At 64.0% G+C, this 15,788-nt stretch carries 16 protein-coding genes and 1 tRNA gene; 14 read left to right on the top strand and 3 right to left on the bottom strand.

The genetic code is table 11. The annotated features are described in order from the left end of the window. Positions 1-2,384: DUF3131 domain-containing protein (locus ACM6UT_RS22555; RefSeq protein WP_416799540.1), on the top strand; the 2,384-nt coding region annotated here is incomplete at its 5' end. Positions 2,385-2,444: 60 nt separating this feature from the next. Here ACM6UT_RS22555 and ACM6UT_RS22550 read toward each other — a convergent pair. Beyond that, positions 2,445-3,029: a helix-turn-helix domain-containing protein gene (locus ACM6UT_RS22550; protein WP_416799539.1), complete on the bottom strand. Its 585-nt coding sequence runs from the start codon at positions 3,027-3,029 to the stop codon at positions 2,445-2,447. A gap of 163 nt (positions 3,030-3,192) precedes the next feature. On the opposite strand from ACM6UT_RS22550, the gene ACM6UT_RS22545 reads away from it, so the two are divergent. Further along, positions 3,193-3,678, top strand: coding sequence for a fasciclin domain-containing protein (locus tag ACM6UT_RS22545; RefSeq protein ID WP_416799538.1), 486 nt, complete (start codon positions 3,193-3,195; stop codon positions 3,676-3,678). A 26-nt stretch (positions 3,679-3,704) separates the two neighbouring features. Further along, complete coding sequence (locus ACM6UT_RS22540; protein ID WP_416799537.1) at positions 3,705-3,929, top strand: DUF378 domain-containing protein; 225 nt, start codon at positions 3,705-3,707, stop codon at positions 3,927-3,929. Positions 3,930-4,038: 109 nt separating this feature from the next. Here the strand turns inward: ACM6UT_RS22540 and ACM6UT_RS22535 are convergent, their stop codons facing one another. Then, complete coding sequence (locus tag ACM6UT_RS22535; protein ID WP_416799536.1) at positions 4,039-4,974, bottom strand: DMT family transporter; 936 nt, start codon at positions 4,972-4,974, stop codon at positions 4,039-4,041. Positions 4,975-5,075: 101 nt separating this feature from the next. Here ACM6UT_RS22535 and ACM6UT_RS22530 point away from each other — a divergent pair, with 101 nt between their 5' ends. Then, positions 5,076-5,942, top strand: coding sequence for a LysR family transcriptional regulator (locus ACM6UT_RS22530; RefSeq protein WP_416799535.1), 867 nt, complete (start codon positions 5,076-5,078; stop codon positions 5,940-5,942). A gap of 78 nt (positions 5,943-6,020) precedes the next feature. On the opposite strand, the gene ACM6UT_RS22525 is transcribed toward ACM6UT_RS22530, so the two are convergent. Then, positions 6,021-6,110: transfer RNA gene (locus ACM6UT_RS22525), tRNA-Ser, on the bottom strand. 422 nt (positions 6,111-6,532) lie between these two features. Between ACM6UT_RS22525 and ACM6UT_RS22520 the strand changes: the two genes are divergently transcribed. From ACM6UT_RS22520 to ACM6UT_RS22475, 10 genes are all read left to right on the top strand, one after another. Then, positions 6,533-6,847 carry a hypothetical protein gene (locus ACM6UT_RS22520; protein ID WP_416799534.1) on the top strand — a complete coding sequence of 105 codons (315 nt, stop codon included), beginning with the start codon at positions 6,533-6,535 and terminating at the stop codon, positions 6,845-6,847. Beyond that, positions 6,840-7,373: a hypothetical protein gene (locus ACM6UT_RS22515; protein ID WP_416799533.1), complete on the top strand. Its 534-nt coding sequence runs from the start codon at positions 6,840-6,842 to the stop codon at positions 7,371-7,373. The genes ACM6UT_RS22520 and ACM6UT_RS22515 overlap by 8 nt, the downstream gene beginning before the upstream one ends. A 467-nt stretch (positions 7,374-7,840) precedes the next feature. Then, the gene (locus ACM6UT_RS22510; protein WP_416799532.1) at positions 7,841-8,899 is read left to right on the top strand and encodes a septal ring lytic transglycosylase RlpA family protein; all 1,059 of its coding nucleotides are present in this window, start codon (positions 7,841-7,843) and stop codon (positions 8,897-8,899) included. 146 nt (positions 8,900-9,045) lie between these two features. After that, on the top strand, positions 9,046-10,191 hold the full coding sequence (locus ACM6UT_RS22505) for a D-alanyl-D-alanine carboxypeptidase family protein (RefSeq protein WP_416799541.1): 1,146 nt from the start codon (positions 9,046-9,048) through the stop codon (positions 10,189-10,191). Between the two features lie 60 nt (positions 10,192-10,251). Continuing rightward, positions 10,252-10,962, top strand: a complete 711-nt coding sequence (tmk, locus tag ACM6UT_RS22500; protein ID WP_416799531.1) for a dTMP kinase — start codon at positions 10,252-10,254, stop codon at positions 10,960-10,962. After that, the gene (locus ACM6UT_RS22495) at positions 10,959-11,984 is read left to right on the top strand and encodes a DNA polymerase III subunit delta' (RefSeq protein ID WP_416799530.1); all 1,026 of its coding nucleotides are present in this window, start codon (positions 10,959-10,961) and stop codon (positions 11,982-11,984) included. Before tmk ends, ACM6UT_RS22495 begins: the two co-directional genes overlap by 4 nt. A 107-nt stretch (positions 11,985-12,091) precedes the next feature. Continuing rightward, positions 12,092-13,648 carry a methionine--tRNA ligase gene (gene metG / locus ACM6UT_RS22490; protein WP_416799529.1) on the top strand — a complete coding sequence of 519 codons (1,557 nt, stop codon included), beginning with the start codon at positions 12,092-12,094 and terminating at the stop codon, positions 13,646-13,648. Positions 13,649-13,652: 4 nt separating this feature from the next. After that, complete coding sequence (locus ACM6UT_RS22485) at positions 13,653-14,432, top strand: TatD family hydrolase (protein WP_416799528.1); 780 nt, start codon at positions 13,653-13,655, stop codon at positions 14,430-14,432. Between the two features lie 4 nt (positions 14,433-14,436). Next, positions 14,437-15,264: an MBL fold metallo-hydrolase gene (locus ACM6UT_RS22480; RefSeq protein WP_416799527.1), complete on the top strand. Its 828-nt coding sequence runs from the start codon at positions 14,437-14,439 to the stop codon at positions 15,262-15,264. Positions 15,265-15,372: 108 nt separating this feature from the next. Then, a complete protein-coding gene (locus tag ACM6UT_RS22475; protein ID WP_416799526.1) occupies positions 15,373-15,693 on the top strand; it encodes a DMT family transporter in 321 nt (106 codons plus the stop codon). Positions 15,694-15,788 lie beyond the last annotated feature (95 nt).

Here is a 15,788-nt window from a genome sequence, read left to right as displayed (position 1 = left end):
TGGCGCTGCGGGCTGCCTATGACGGGATGTTCGAGCCGATCGCCTTCCTGCCCGGCATGGAAACGGAGCGGGTCTATTTCCAGATGCGGCGTGCCGGCGATGCCCAGGCGCGGCTGACCGGCCTCGCCACACAGGCGGATGCGGAGGCCGGGGGCGGAGCGCCGCGCTATCCCGCCTGCCGTACCATGCTCTGCCGGCAGGCCGGCACCGAGGTGCCGACGCTATCCGGCGTCAGGGCCGGCGGGTTCCGTACGGTTCTCCTCATGCCGAAGGAGGACGCGCCGATCACCTATTCCGAGACGGAGAACGGCATCATGCACGTGGCCGGAGGCATGCGTCTCGCCTCGCTTTCGGCGCTCGACCAGCGTCGGGCACGGATCACGCAGCGGATGGCTGGCGAGCCGCTGGTGCTCTATGTCTCCCTGGCGGACCTCGCGTCTCTCGACAGCGAGCGTCTCGCGGGACAGGCTGCCACGCTCGCCGGCTTCGTGGCGCAGGCCGAGGACGAGGGAAAGATCGCGACGATCCTGCCCTCGGAATTCTACGTGCGCTCCGAAGCCTTTTCGCGCGAGATCGCGCTTCATCTCGACATCGGTTCCGGTACTGCGCCCGCCGACGCGGAGGCGGCCTTCCTCAAGGCGCTGACGGCGGCGGGGATCGCCTTTTCCCGTTCGGACGGGACGGCGACGGCCGGCGGGGCGGACTGCCCGATGCTCGGCACTGACCCTTGGAAGCCCGCTTGGCAGGCGCTGCGGGCGGCGGCGGGTGCCGCTTTCGATCTCGACCGACCGATGAGCGAGGCCGCACCGGTGACCTGCGCGGTGACGGAAGCAGAAGCACCGGATGCGGCGCTGCTGACCTCGGCCGGCATCGCGGTACACGCCGCGCTTGCCAGACGGGAGGCGAAGGTGGCGGGGCTCGACGAGTACGGTCTCCTCGACGTGCCGGTTACGCTCCGCATCGACAGCGGGCGGATCGGCGACGGGTCGGAGCTCGTGGACACGCTGAATGCCCGGCTCGGGCCGGATCGCGATGCGCTGGTGGTCATCGGGGAAGGGGCACTCGCCACCGACGGAGCGGGCGAGGTGATCGCCGGGATCCTTACAGGGCTCTCCAGCCGCACGGGCAATCACGTGACGGGGCTCGGCGCATACGGCGAGGCGCTCGTCGGCCGCGACCCGATCTTCGAGCGGCTCAGGCGATCCGACCGGATGCGCTTTGCCGAAGGCGCGGGGGGTGCGGAGACAATCGATGCCGCCGAGAAGGCCCGGCTCGAGGCGGATGCCGAGCTCGCCTGGCGATATTTCACCCGGCTTTCGGACAAGGACACCGGCCTTGCCCCGGCAAGCGCCGAGGTTTCGGGCAGCAGCGTCGTTCCTTATTCCTCCGTCACCATGTGGGACATCGCCAGCCAGATATTCGGGCTTGCAGGCGCCCATTCGATCGGGCTTACGACCGACGCCGCGTTCGCCGAAGCGGCGGGCAAGATCCTGAAGAGCCTGCCCGCCACGCGCATCGGCAAGGTCCGGCTGCCGCAGGCCAACGTTTCCACCCGGCGCGGCGGGTCCGTGGAAAACAGCTACAACGCCTCCGATACCGGACGGCTGCTGGTCGCCCTGAAGCTGCTCGCGAGCCGCGGGCTGGAAAAGGAGGTCGCCCAGGTCGTGGCGCGCTGGGACCTCGCGGCGACGATCTCCGCGCGGCGGCTGCGCGACATCGAGGACGGCGTGTGGAGGACCTATTTCCGCTCCAACTACGCCCATTATGCCGCCCGCGGCTTCGCGCTCTGGGGCATGGAGGTCGACACGCCCTACGCGCCGGAACCGGAGGATGCAGCGACCGACCGGCGGATGCGCATTCTCGGCAGGGTCGCCGACATCGGCGCGGTCGGCGCCGAGCCGCACACTCTGGAGGCGATGGAGCTCGGTGCATCGGAGGCCGCGCAGGTGATCTCGGACGTGCTCTTCACCGCGCAGGCCGACGAATATCACAGGACGGGCCGGTTCGTCTGCGTCTCGGAAAGCTCGATCGACCGGGCCCCGTGGTTCGTCTATCAGGGCTTTGACGTGGAGGCCGAGGAGGACCCGTGGACGCTCGAGGCCATGGTCGACCAGGCGCGCTACGAGACACCGGCGATGCGCCACGCGCTCGAGGTGGTGAACTGCAAGGGCGCCTATCTCTGGAACGCGGTACGCCCGAATGCCTATTCCGCCCGCCTCGTCGGCCACGTGCGCGACAGGGCGCGCGTTCCCGGCCTCGGCTTCGCCTCCGGCATCTATGCAGCGACCGGCCAGCCGACAGCGAACTACAGCGACGTCAACACCAACGGCATCATCCTGGAGGCAGTTGCCTATGTGCTGAACGGGCGCAAGACCTTATTGTGAGGGACGGCCGGCGAGACCGAGGGCAGGCGCCTGAGGCATCTACCCTGAATGTGCTCCGGTCTAAGGGGCCGTCACCACCAGGGCCTTGCAGGCGACAGCGCCATCGCGTCGGTAGCTGTGAGGCACGCTGGAATCGAAATACATCGCGTCGCCGGCATGGAGCAGGTTCTCCTCCCCGTCGACCTCGACCAGGAGGCGGCCGCTCAGCACGTAGATGAACTCCGCGCTGCCGTGCCGGTGCGGCTCCGACGGCGGCGCGTCCGCGGGGAATTCGGCATAGTAGGCCTCCATGCGGCGGTCCGCGACCGGATAGTCCAGGCTTTCGAACAGCCAGGCGGGCGGCCCGTCGCCTGCCAGTACCGGCAGCCTGATCCGCTCTGCCTTGCGCACGACCGCGACGAGCGGCCTGTCCTTTTCCGCCGCGAAGAAGTGATCGAGACCGACGCCGAAGACCATTGCGATGCGGACCAGCGTGGGCAGGGTCGGGAAGAGCTGGCCGCGCTCGATCTTCGACAGCATGGCCGGCGAAAGTCCGGTATGGGCGCCGAGCTGCACCAGGCCGAGCTTCTTTTTCAGTCTCAGCGTCCTGATGCGGGGGCCGATCGCATAGCGCTGAAGTTCGTTGGTGAGCGTCTCCGACAGCATGTCTGCAAACCTTGTTTTCGTCTCGTGAACGCTCCTTTAGCGCGATTTTCGACTCATGAAAATCTGCTTGATTATCACGAACATGTTATTGGTAAGAAAAAGATTTCTCACCAGATGATAATCGTGCCCTGCCAAGCGGGCATGTCATCGAGAGGAAAATGCCATGAAACTGAAGACAGCCATTCTTGCCGCAGCGATCGGCCTTGCGGGCATCCAGGGCGCCTCAGCCGCGGAAAAGGACATCGTCGACACGGCGGTCGAAGCAGGCCAGTTCAAGACGCTCGCCGCTGCACTCGACGCAGCCGGGCTGGTGACGACCCTGAAGGGTGCCGGTCCGTTTACGGTCTTTGCGCCCACCGACGAGGCTTTCGCCAAACTGCCGGCCGGCACCGTGGAGGGCCTGCTGAAGCCCGAGAACAAGCAGAAGCTTACCGAAATCCTGACCTATCACGTCGTGCCCGGCAAGGTGATGGCCGCGGATGTCGCGGGGCTCGACGAGGCGAAGACGGTGAACGGCAAAGCGATCGACATCACCGTCGACGGCCAGTCGGTCAAGGTGAACGACGCCAGCGTCGTCAAGACGGACATCGCCGCCTCGAACGGCGTCATCCACGTGATCGACACGGTGATCATGCCGCCCGAGGGCTGATCCGACAGTAAACAAGGAGAACAGACATGGGCTTCATGAACGTACTTACACTCGCCCTCGTGATCGTCGGCGGGCTCAACTGGGGGCTGGTGGGCCTCTTCGGCTTCGATCTGGTCGCCACGATCTTCGGCGCGGGATCGTTGCTTGCCGGAGCGGTCTACGTGCTGGTCGGACTGTCCGCCGTCTGGCAGCTCATTCCGCTTTCGTCCGCCTTGGGCGCCCGCGAGCTCGCCGCCGAGCATAAGCGGTAGCCCCTCGGAGGGGGCGTCCGGTTCGGTCCTCCGGACCTCCCTCCGCTTTTCATGCCCATGGAGGTGTGCTTGTTGGGCGCACTTTCCGGGGAGGGCGCGTGCGAGGGACCTAGCGAGCTACCGCCCGACGAGAATGCCGGTCGCGCGGTTTGCCGCTGGCCAGCATGATGCCGAAGAGGGCGACCGCAATGCCGGCGACCTGCATCGTGTCAGGCGTCCGGCCGAAGATCGCCGCGACGACGAGCGCCGAAACGGGCACCAGATTGAACAGAACCGACGTTGCGCCCGGGCCGCGCCGGGCAATTCCCACTTGCCAGAAGATCAGGGCAAGAGCCGAACCGACCAGCGCCATCCACAAGGTGGAGGCCCAGGCAACCGCCGGAGCGTGGACGAGAGCGGTCAGCGGCGTTTCCAGCCAGAAGGCGACAAGGCCGAGCACCAGCGCGCCGGCGAGCATCGTCCAGGCCGATGTCTCAATCGGCGTCGCTCCGGCGACCCACCGGCGGCAACCGATCGTATAGAGCGCCCAAAGGAGGCTTCCAATCAGGATCAGTATGTCGCCTGAAGCGAAATGCGTGCCGGAGAATGCCCCGACCGTCAGCGCGACGCCCAAAAGGCTGATGACCATGCCGAGCACTCCGAGCGGCGAGGGCAAGCGCTTGAGCAAGATCGAGTCGAGCAGATTTGTCATCAGCGGGCTTGTGCCCATGATGATCGCCGCCGTCACGGGGCTCGACGTCTTCATGCCGAGGAACAAGGTGGCGGTGAAGCCCGCGACGCCAATGGTACCAAGCACCGCGAACGCAACGATATTGCGCCGCAGCACCGACCAGGAAATGCCTTTGGTGGCGGCGAGCCACAGCAGGGTCCCCGCCACAGCCACGACGACACGGCCCGCCGCAGCGGTCCATGGCGGCAGGTCGAGCAAGGCGATCCGTGTCGCCTCGAAATTGCTTCCCCAGAACACAGCGGCCATAGCGCTGAGAATGAACGCGCCTCTTTCGCCCTGGGAAGCGGGGGCATGGGTCAGGTTTGAAACGGACATGGCAACCTCTCTGGAAATGGAGTCCAGCGCAGGTTGCCTTGTCGGATTTGTGTAGGATATGGAGAATGTAGGTAATCCGTTTTTCAAGAATGGAAAGGTACGTGCGCGATCTGGACTGGGACGACTGCCGCATCTTCCTGGCACTGGCACGCGAGGGAACGCTGTCGGGCGCGGCGCGGCAGCTCGCGATCGGCGTGGCCACGGTGTCGCGCAGGATTGAGCGGATGGAGCACGGGCTCGACCTGCCGCTCTTTTTAAGGACTCAGAACGGTTATGCGCTGACCGACCAGGGCGAGATGCTGCTGCCGCGCGCCGAAGCGGTCGAACTTGCCATGCTGGAAATGCGGAAAGAGGCCTCCGGTCATACCGAGATCCGCGGCATGGTGAGGCTGACGAGCATAGAGAGCCTGGTCGTGCCGTTCATCGTTCCGGCCCTGGCACCGCTCTTGAGCGCCAATCCCGGCCTCGACGTCGAAATCCTGTTTTCGAGTTCGATGGTGAACATGCACCGTCACGACGCCGACCTGGCGTTGCGGATGGTGCGCCCTGAGCGCGGGCATCTGCGCGTGCGCCAACTGGCGACCATGGGATTTGGCCTTTACGGCCCGCCGGATGGAAGTCGACCGAACCGCATGGTCGCCTGGCCGGAGGCCGCAAGCGTCGGCGCGCTTCTGACATGGACCGAGGCCTTCGCGCAGCCGCAAGCGCCGAGGGTGGCGGTAAACACATTGCCGGGACAGATCGAGGCGGTACGGCGCGGCATCGGCGTCTCGGTACTGCCGCATTTCCTGGCGCGGGACGCGGGACTGCGCCTCCTCGAGGACCGCTTGGACAGCGGCGATCCTATGCAAAGGCCGATCCTGCTCGTCACCCATGCCGATCTCGCCGCCTCGCGCCGCGTGGTCAGCGTTGCCGAGGCAGTGAGCGAGGAAATCCTGCGTCAACGTCGCGCTCTATTGGAGCCGTAGGCGGGAGCAGTTCACCGCATCAAGAACCCTCGCGCGCAAGCGCGAAATGCTCGGTATTGCAGCGAAAGTCAGCAAAAATGGCGGATGGGGTGGGATTCGAACCCACGGTAGGCTCTCACCTACGCCGGTTTTCAAGACCGGTGCCTTAAACCGCTCGGCCACCCATCCGCGCATTTGAAACTGAAACTGTTTCTCCGCATATCGATTCGCCAGATCGGCGACCGCTGCCCGGAACTGTACCTATTCAGTCTCGCGCAGAGGTCTTACCACTCGAAAAGACGGAGTCAATCGCATTGTACCATCGTTTCAGGCATCGCTGAGAAAACCGTGGGAGCAAATGTAAGCGTCTTTCTGGCCGATCCGCTACGGTTCCGTGATCGGGCGCTCGCCATCGTTGGACTAATACCCTTGCGACACTGTCGGGCATGGGGGCGACACAGGCGATGAAGTCGAAACGTCGGAACCCTGATATCTTATGGTTGCGGATGATGTCGCAGGTGGCGAACAGCGTAGCAGCGATTGTCGACGGGCGTCTTGACTCTTAAATTCTTCATGTCAGCGTTGGCTCAATACAATATAGGGCCCAGGACGTGAACGACGAGAAAAGCAAGTTAGATGAAGCTAGCGCGAAATTGCAGTGGAAACTCGCTGTTGAAAGTGAGAAACCGATTGTGCTTTCAGCGCGCGACGTGGAGTTGCTGTTATCCACTATTCTACTCAATCAAACTGTGACGTTCAGGTTGGCTGAAGCCATTAGTCGGATGCACGCTGGGGATATGGCCGCAAGCCAGGCGTCAGTGAACGCCGCGATTGATACAAACACACGGAGTCTCGAATTAGCCAAACAGCTTTACGCTGACCTGACTCGTTCAGTGCAACCCGACGGTAAGAACGCTGATGGCTGAAGGCTCTAAGATCATATTGTTTCCCTCGGCCGAGTCGCTGATGGAAGAAGCTAGCGAAGCAGCGAAATCGATTGCCGGGTCACTTGAGCCGTTGAAAGACGGCGATGGCGGTGGCACATATAGTGACATGAGCACTATTGGCCGGGAAGAACACGACGCAAAGCTTGCTGCGACCGAGGCACGCATCGATGCGACTTTGGCGCGTCTTGATGCAAAGTTAAGCCATCTACCGACGACCGCTCAGATGTGGATCGCGGCCGCATCAAGCGTCTTGGCAGTCGCCGGTGTGATTGCTGCGTTTCTAGCTTTCGGCAGCGACCGCTTTAACGGTGGTCTTTCAGTAGGCATTGCTACCGTGGACCGAAAGCTGGGCATTGAGCAGGTCATTAATGAGAATGCCGCTCAGACCAAACAGATCGAAGAACTTTCGTCACAGATCATGCAGGTCCTTACGACCATTCAGTCGAAGCCGGATGGCGCAGTACCGGACGCCTTGCCCGTTCCCAAGTATACACCGCGTCCTTAGCTTGCGCCGCCAAAACAGGTCCTTGTTCCTCGAACCCGCGGGTACGATGGGCGATTTTCTTGAGGCCGTTCGCTTCAACCTGAATTGCTTTGTCGAGTCCCGTCTGCGTGTGCGGGTTGAAAAAGCCGACGTCTCTGCCGGATCACAACACCTTTATCTGTTCATTGTATGTCGACATCAAAGGGATAACTCGGAGGCGGCCCTCCCAGGCTGAATATTGCGTAACGTCAAATGTCTTCCGTAAAGGGATGAGCAAAGCGAAAGCGGCGCCTGCGACTGTATAATTTACCAATAATTAACCATTGGCCTTGCATCATAGAGCAAAGTTGCGACACTTTGCGCCCCCTCTGCCATGTTGTCGACAAGTTTATCTTCCTGATATAGCCGAAGGGACCGGGAAGAGGGGTAGTGTTTCCTGGTCGCGTGGCAAAGCTGTTTACCGCAGCGTGAACGAACAAGTTGGGCGTATGAGTTTCGATCGCGGTGGAGCTGTGAGGAGCGGTGCAAGGTGGATCGCCTTGTCGGTCCTTTGCGTGAGTGTGGCGTCGTGCGCGAGCACGGAGGGCAAGAAGAAGACCCGCCACAGCAAGGAATATTTTTCCGAATCCGAGTACGGCGTGAAGGCGAGCCCGCGCGTCGCCACCGGCAAGAACATCCCGAAGGGCGGCGGGCGCTATCTCGTCGGCGACCCTTACGTCGTCAAGGGCAAGGTCTACGTGCCCAAGGAAAATCCCCGATATGACAAGGTGGGCATCGCCTCCTGGTACGGCTCGGCCTTCCACGGACGCAAGACCGCCAACGGCGAGGTCTACGACCAATTCTACCTCTCCGCCGCGCATCCGACCCTGCCTTTGCCGAGCTATGCGCGGGTGACGAACGTCGAGAACGGCAATTCGGTCATCGTGCGTGTCAACGACCGCGGACCGTTCCACTCCGACCGTATCATCGACCTTTCGAACAAGACGGCCGATCTCCTCGACATGACCCACAGCGGAACCGGAAAGGTGCGCGTGCAGTATGTCGGCCCGGCCCGCATGGACGGGCATGACATGCCCTATCTTATGGCGTCGTACATCAAGAAGGGCGACCGCTTCCCGCAGGTCGATCCGGGCGGCCAGATCGCAAGCGGCGTGATGGTCGCCTCCGCCGATCCGACGGCCATTCCGTTGCCCGCTCCCTCTCCGATGGCGATCGCCGAGACCCCGGCACCGGCCATCCAGACCAGTCTTGCGGGGCCGACGCCCTCGGAAGGCTTCGGCCAGCAGATCATGCCCGCCTCGCTCGATTCCTTTACCGGCTTCGTGCTGTTGCCGGAACTCGGCCCCATACCCTACGAGCGACCGGAACCCGGCGCCGGAGCGAGTTATGCCTCCGCCTATGCGGAGGAGCCGACCGTCACCATGCGGCTTGCCTTCGACGCGGTTATGGTGCGCAATGATGGCCTGACCGAGGGCGCGATTCTGGCCTCGGCCCGGCGCGCGGCGGCAGGGCAGGTCTCGTCCGGCGGCGCCAGACCGGCGCGGTGACGTTCGGGGCTGCGACTGGCGGTCCGCCCGGAAAGAGGAAAGCGGGCCGCAGGCAGACGATGACGGGAAACAGCCTCGCAACACCGATCGGGTACCGTCCGGCACGACGTTTTGCCGATGCACCTTACGTCCATCGTTTGGCGGCCATGTTCGCCGCCCTTTTCCTCGTCTTCGTTACCCTGCCAGCCGCCGCGCAGCAGAAGGCCGCTCCCGCCTTCGAGACCAAGGCGGCGCAAGTCTATCTGATCGAGGCGTCGACCGGCACCATCCTGCTTTCGAAGAACGAGACGAAGGCGCTGGCGCCGGCCTCACTCGCCAAGATGATGACGCTCGAAGTGGTCTTCGATGCGCTGAGGCGGGGCGAGGTCAGCCTCGACACGGTCTACAAGGTTTCCGAGCACGCCTGGCGGACCGGGGGTGCGCCATCCCGCACCTCGACGATGTTTGCCGCGCTCAATTCGCTGGTGCGGGTCGAGGATCTGTTGAAAGGCGTCGCCGTGCAGATGGCGAACGACGGCTGCATCGTGCTTGCCGAAGGAATGGCCGGCAGCGAGCAAAAGTTCGCCGAGCGGATGAACACGCGGGCGGCGGCGCTCGGCCTCACCGATACGCATTTCGCCAACCCGACCGGGCTTCCCGACCCCGCCAACCGCACGACGGTCAGGGACATGGTGACGCTCGCGCGGCACCTTCAGACGGCTTATCCGGATTTCTACCGGCTGCTGTCGCTGCCGGATTTCGAGTGGAACAAGATCTACCAGCGCAACCGCAATCCGATGCTGGCGGCCGGCATCGGCGCCGACGGGCTCGCCACCGGCTTTGCCGAGGGGGAGGGGTTCTCGATCCTGACCTCGGCGGAGCAGAACGGCCGGCGGCTCTTCCTGGCGATGGGCGGGCTCGCGACCGACAAGGACCGGCGCGAGGAGGCGGTGAGGCTCCTCAAATGGGGTTTCGAGAATTTCGAGATGCGGACGCTCTTCCAGGCGGGCGAAACGATCGGGCAGGCGAGCGTCTACGGCGGCGATCGCGGCAAGGTCGATCTCGTCGCGGCCACACCGGTCGAGATCTACGTCCCGGTGACGAACCCCGAACGGCTTGCCGCCCGGATCGTCTACCGCTGGCCGCTCGACGCACCCGTCTCGCGGGGGCAGGACGTGGGGACGCTCCGAATCACCGCCGGCGACCGGCTGCTGCGCGAAGTGCCGCTGAAGACAGCGGCGGCGGTCGGGCCGGGCACGCTCCGGCAGAAGGCGACGGATGCGCTGATCGAACTCCTGTTCTTCTGGCTCTGAGATGGCTTGCCGAGGTTTCGCGGTACGGGCATATGGGGTAGAAACGGAACCGGCCGGCACATGCGCCGGGATGACGGGAAGCAGAGATTGGCGACGGGACGGGGATTGTTCGTAACTTTCGAGGGCGGCGAGGGGGCCGGCAAGTCGACGCAGATTCGCCGGCTCGCCGAGGCTCTGAAGGCCCGCGGCCTCGAAGTCATTGTCACCCGCGAGCCGGGCGGTTCGCCGGGTGCGGAGGCCTTGCGCCACGTGTTGCTCTCGGGTGCGGCGGAGGATTTCGGCGTGCGCATGGAGGCGTTGCTCTTCGCCGCCGCGCGCAACGACCACGTGGAGACGGTGATCCGGCCGGCGCTTCAGCGCGGTGCGGTCGTGCTCTGCGACCGCTTCATGGATTCCTCGCGCGTCTACCAGGGCGTCACCGGCAATCTCGAATCGGAATTCATCGATACGCTTGAGCGGGTTGCGGTCAACGGCGTCGTGCCGGACCTGACGCTCATCCTCGACCTGCCGGCCGAGCGCGGGCTAGAACGCGCACGCGGCAGGACCGAGCCGGGCGTGAACGAAGCGCCGGACCGCTTCGAAAAGGAAGAGCTCGAGACGCACGAGAAGCGGCGCCAGGGCTTTCTCGACATAGCCGCTGCCGATCCGAAACGGTGCCGGGTGGTGGATGCCGGCCGGCCGGTTGAGGCGATCGCCGCCGAGATACTTGCACTCGTCGAGCCGCTGGCGCTCGACCTGCGCAGGACGGAAAGACCGGTGACGGCCGAATGAGCGACGAACGCCAGGGATTGCTCGACGGTGCGGTGCCGCCGCTCGCTACTGCGAGGCTTTTCGGCCACGAGGCGGCGGAGCGCTTCCTCGCCGAGAGCTATCGCTCCGGCAAGGGGCACCATGCGATCCTCATCGAGGGACCGGAAGGGATCGGCAAGGCGACGCTTGCCTTCCGCTTCGCCGCCCATGTGCTCGCGCATCCCGAGCCTTCGCAGGCGCCGGCGGTGCTTGCCGATCCCGATCCCGGTTCCCTGCTCGTGCGCCAGCTCTCCTCGGGCGCCAGCCACAACCTCCTCCATCTCACGCGGCCCGTCGACGAGAAGACCGGCAAACTGCGCGGCGCCATCACTATCGACGAGGTGCGCAAGGCGGGCCGCTTCTTCTCGCAGACCTCGGGCACGGGGAACTGGCGGATCGTCATCATCGATCCGGCCGACGACCTCAACCGCAATGCCGCGAACGCCATCCTGAAGATCCTCGAGGAGCCGCCGAAGCGGGCGATGTTCCTGGTGCTCAGCCACGCGCCGGGCAAGCTCCTGCCGACCATCCGCTCGCGCTGCCTGCCGCTGAAGCTCGAACCGCTCGACGCGTCGAACATGGAGCGGGCGCTCGGTCAGCTCGGGATTACGCTTGCCGGCGGGCAGCGGGAGACAGTGCTCGCCCTCGCCAAGGGCAGCGTTGCCCGAGCGCTGAAGGTCATCAATTACGGCGGGCTCGACATCATCGCCGCCTTCGACGAACTGCTGGCGGCGCAGGGACCGGCGGCGCGCAGGATCATGCACCGGATCGCCGACGCGCTGAGCGCCAAGGACAGCGACGTCGCCTTCGGCTTCTTCGTCGAGCATGTCGGCGACTATCTTCACGAACGGGCGAGGGCGGCCGCCCTTTCCGGCGCGAGCGGCGAGGCCGACCGGTTCGCGCGGCTTTCCTCATCCGTGACCGAGCGGCTCGCCGTCAGCGCCGCCTACAATCTCGACCGCAAGCAGACGATCCTCGACATCCTCGACGAGATCAGCCGGTAGGGTGGGCCGTTCAACATTTCGCAAGGGCGAAACTTGTTGTTTCGCCCGGCGATGACATGCGCTAGAGCAGGACGGCAAAAAGAACGCAGTCCGCAACAGGGCCGATCATGAAAGACACATTCTATATTACGACCGCCATTTCCTATCCGAACGGCAAGCCGCATATCGGCCATGCCTACGAACTGATCGCCACCGATGCGATGGCGCGGTTCCAGCGGCTCGACGGGCGGGACGTGTTCTTTCTGACCGGCACCGACGAACACGGGCAGAAGATGCAGCAGACGGCGCGGGCCGAAGGCATCACGCCCGAAGCGCTCGCCGAGCGCAACTCGAACGAATTCCGCGCCATGGGCAAGCTGCTCAACGCCTCGAACGACGACTTCATCCGCACGACCGAGAAGCGCCATCACGAGACGGTGCAGGAAGTCTGGCGGCGCATGGCCGCGAACGGCGACATCTACAAGGACAGCTATGCCGGCTGGTACTCAGTGCGCGACGAGGCCTATTACCAGGAAGAAGAGACCGAAGTGCGCGCCGACGGCGTGCGTTACGGGCCGCAGGGCACGCCGGTCGAATGGGTCGAGGAGGAGAGCTATTTCTTCCGTCTCTCCGCCTATGCCGAGCCGCTGCTCAAGCACTACGAGGAAAATCCGGACTTCATCGGCCCGGCGGAACGCCGCAACGAGGTGATTTCCTTCGTGAAATCCGGCCTGAAGGACCTCTCGATCTCGCGGACGACTTTCGACTGGGGCATCAAGGTGCCGGACGATCCGAAGCACGTGATGTATGTCTGGGTCGATGCGCTCACCAACTACATCACCGCAACCGGCTATGTGGAAGACCAGAACGGGCCGCGGGCGAAATACTGGCCGGCGGACATCCACGTCATCGGCAAGGACATCATCCGTTTCCACGCCGTCTACTGGCCGGCCTTCCTGATGTCGGCCAAGCTGCCGCTGCCGAAGCGGGTCTATGCCCACGGCTTCCTGCTCAACAAGGGCGAGAAGATGTCGAAGTCGCTCGGCAACGTCGTCGACCCGGTGAACCTGGTGAACCATTTCGGCCTCGACCAGGTGCGATACTTCTTCCTGCGCGAAGTCTCCTTCGGCCATGACGGCAGCTATTCGGAAGAAGCGATCGCGACCCGCATCAACGCGGATCTCGCAAACGGCATCGGCAACCTCGCGAGCCGGTCGCTTTCGATGATCGTCAAGAACTGCGACGGCAAGATCCCGGACTGCGGCGCGCTCACCGAGGCGGACAAGGAAATGCTCGCCTCGGCCGACGGGCTGATCGACATCTGCCGCGAGGAGATGGACCGCCAGGCGATCCACAAAGCGGTCACGGCGATCATTGCGGTGGTCTCCGAGGCCGACCGCTATTTCGCCGGTCAGGAGCCCTGGGCGCTGAAGAAGACCGATCCCGCGCGCATGGCGACGGTGCTCTACGTGACGGCGGAAGTCGTCCGGCAGATCGCGATCCTCCTGCAGCCGATCGTGCCGGACTCGGCGGCAAAGCTGCTCGATCTCGTCGCCGTTCCGCAGGATGCCCGTGACTTCGCCCACCTCGGTCAGGCCGGCCGGCTTGTCGCCGGTACGTCGCTCGAGGCTCCGAAGCCGGTCTTCCCGCGTTATGTCGCACCGGAAGAGACAGCGAAGGCCTGACGAAATGCTGATCGACACCCACTGCCATCTCGATTTCCCAGATTTCGACGAAGAGCGCGACGCGCTCGTCGCGCGCGCCCATGCCGCAGGCGTCGGCCGGATGGTGACGATCTCGACGAGGGTGCGCAAACTCGACACGCTGCTTGCGATCACCGAGCGCCATCCTTCGGTCTTCTGTTCGGTCGGCACCCATCCGAACAACGCGAACGAGGAACTCGACGTGACGGCCGACGACCTCGTGCGGCTCGCCGAGCATCCGAAGGTGGTTGCGATCGGCGAATGCGGGCTCGACTATTTCTACGACACGCAGACGCCGGAAGACCAGAAGACCGGCTTCCTGCGCCATATCGAGGCGGCGCGGCGCACGCAGCTGCCGCTCGTCATCCACAGCCGCAGCGCCGACGAAGACATGGCGGCGATCCTGAGGGCGGAAACGGGGAAGGGGGCCTTCCCCTTCATCCTCCATTGCTTTTCCTCCGGAGAGACGCTGGCGCGCACCGGCGTCGAACTCGGCGGCTACGTCTCGTTCTCCGGCATCCTGACCTTCCCGAAGTCGACGGAACTGCGCGACATCGCGAAGGACGTGCCGCTCGACCGGCTGCTCGTCGAGACCGACGCGCCGTATCTCGCGCCGAAACCCTGGCGGGGCAAGCGCAACGAGCCGTCCTACGTGGTCAACACGGCGGAGGTACTCGCAGAGACGAAGGGCGTGAGCTTCGAGGAGATCGCCCGCATCACCACCGAGAACGCGCTGCGCGTCTTCTCGAAGATGCCGGAGCTCTGACAAGATGACGTTCCGCCGGCGTTTCACCATCCTGGGCTGCGCGTCCTCACCGGGCGTTCCGCGGATCAACGGCGACTGGGGAGCCTGCGACCCGGCAAACCCGCGCAACCGGCGGACCCGTGCGGCCTTCATGGTGCAGCAGATCGCGCCGGACGGCGGGATGACGACAGCGGTCGTCGACACCGGGCCGGATTTCCGCGCGCAGATGATCGCCGCCGGCGTGCAGCATATCGACGGCGTGATCTACACCCACGGACATGCCGACCATCTGCACGGCATCGACGACCTGCGCGGCTACTTCATCAACCGCAGCCAGCGCATTCCGATTTATGCCGATCCGGAGACGATGGCGCGCATCCGCCAGGGTTTTGGCTATTGTCTCGAAACGCCGGTCGGCAGCAATTATCCGCCGATCGTCGAACCGCGGCTGATCGAGGATCTCGAAAAGCCGGTCGAGATTACCGGCAAGGGTGGCACAATCCGTTTCGGAACGCTCAGGCAGCGCCACGGCGACATTCCTTCGCTGGGTCTCAGGATCGGCGACATTGCCTATTGCTGCGATGTCAGCGACTTTCCCGAGGAGACGGTCGCCAAACTCGAAGGGCTCGACGTGCTGGTGATCGACGCGCTGCAATACCGTCACCATCCGAGCCATCTCTCGCTCGAACAGGCGCTCGGCTGGATCGAGCGGCTGGCGCCGAAGCGTTCGATTCTTACGCATATGCACGTTCCGCTCGACTACGAGACGGTGATGGGCGAAACGCCGCCGCATGTCGAGCCGGCCTATGACCAGATGGTTTTCGAGGTGGAGATCGCCGCGGACGCGGTGTGACGACTTGCTTCCATGTCGCGTGAGGTTTTTCACGCATAGCGTTGAATATTCGACATTTTACGAAACGCGGAATCGGCGTGTGTGCTTGATCCGTCAGCGGAGATTCGAATGGCCTGGATCATACTTGTCGTCGCTGGCATCCTCGAAGTCGTCTGGGCCTTCTTCATGAAGCAGTCGGCGGGATTCACGCGTTTCGTTCCATCGGCCATGACGGCGGTGGCGATGATTGCCAGCGTCATCCTGCTGTCGATCTCGATGCGGAGCCTGCCGCTCGGAACCGCCTACACGATATGGACCGGCATCGGAGCGCTCGGCGCATTTCTGGTCGGCATCGTGGTTCTGGGCGAGCCCGCCAATACGATGCGCATAGCCGCGGCGGGGCTCATCATCGCGGGGCTGGTGCTGATGAAGGTCTCGACACCGACGTGATTTCAGGCCTTTAGCGTCTATCCGGCATATCGTTTAGTTCCATAATCTACCTTATGCGATCTTTGGGTGTAGCCGGGGCAGATTCCAATTTCAAA

The organism is Ciceribacter azotifigens (assembly GCF_048159625.1).
Lineage (GTDB): Bacteria > Pseudomonadota > Alphaproteobacteria > Rhizobiales > Rhizobiaceae > Allorhizobium > Allorhizobium azotifigens.
This window is presented reverse-complemented; position numbering and strand designations above follow the sequence as displayed.

Bases quoted from the DNA above. Each gene is read 5' to 3' on its own strand.
- ACM6UT_RS22550 (WP_416799539.1), bottom strand. From the start codon at position 3,029: ATGCTGTCGGAGACGCTCACCAACGAACTTCAGCGCTATGCGATCGGC.
- ACM6UT_RS22545 (WP_416799538.1), top strand. From the start codon at position 3,193: ATGAAACTGAAGACAGCCATTCTTGCCGCAGCGATCGGCCTTGCGGGC.
- ACM6UT_RS22540 (WP_416799537.1), top strand. From the start codon at position 3,705: ATGGGCTTCATGAACGTACTTACACTCGCCCTCGTGATCGTCGGCGGG.
- ACM6UT_RS22535 (WP_416799536.1), bottom strand. From the start codon at position 4,974: ATGTCCGTTTCAAACCTGACCCATGCCCCCGCTTCCCAGGGCGAAAGA.
- ACM6UT_RS22515 (WP_416799533.1), top strand. From the start codon at position 6,840: ATGGCTGAAGGCTCTAAGATCATATTGTTTCCCTCGGCCGAGTCGCTG.
- ACM6UT_RS22510 (WP_416799532.1), top strand. From the start codon at position 7,841: ATGAGTTTCGATCGCGGTGGAGCTGTGAGGAGCGGTGCAAGGTGGATC.
- ACM6UT_RS22505 (WP_416799541.1), top strand. From the start codon at position 9,046: ATGTTCGCCGCCCTTTTCCTCGTCTTCGTTACCCTGCCAGCCGCCGCG.
- tmk (WP_416799531.1), top strand. From the start codon at position 10,252: ATGCGCCGGGATGACGGGAAGCAGAGATTGGCGACGGGACGGGGATTG.
- ACM6UT_RS22495 (WP_416799530.1), top strand. From the start codon at position 10,959: ATGAGCGACGAACGCCAGGGATTGCTCGACGGTGCGGTGCCGCCGCTC.
- metG (WP_416799529.1), top strand. From the start codon at position 12,092: ATGAAAGACACATTCTATATTACGACCGCCATTTCCTATCCGAACGGC.
- ACM6UT_RS22485 (WP_416799528.1), top strand. From the start codon at position 13,653: ATGCTGATCGACACCCACTGCCATCTCGATTTCCCAGATTTCGACGAA.
- ACM6UT_RS22480 (WP_416799527.1), top strand. From the start codon at position 14,437: ATGACGTTCCGCCGGCGTTTCACCATCCTGGGCTGCGCGTCCTCACCG.
- ACM6UT_RS22475 (WP_416799526.1), top strand. From the start codon at position 15,373: ATGGCCTGGATCATACTTGTCGTCGCTGGCATCCTCGAAGTCGTCTGG.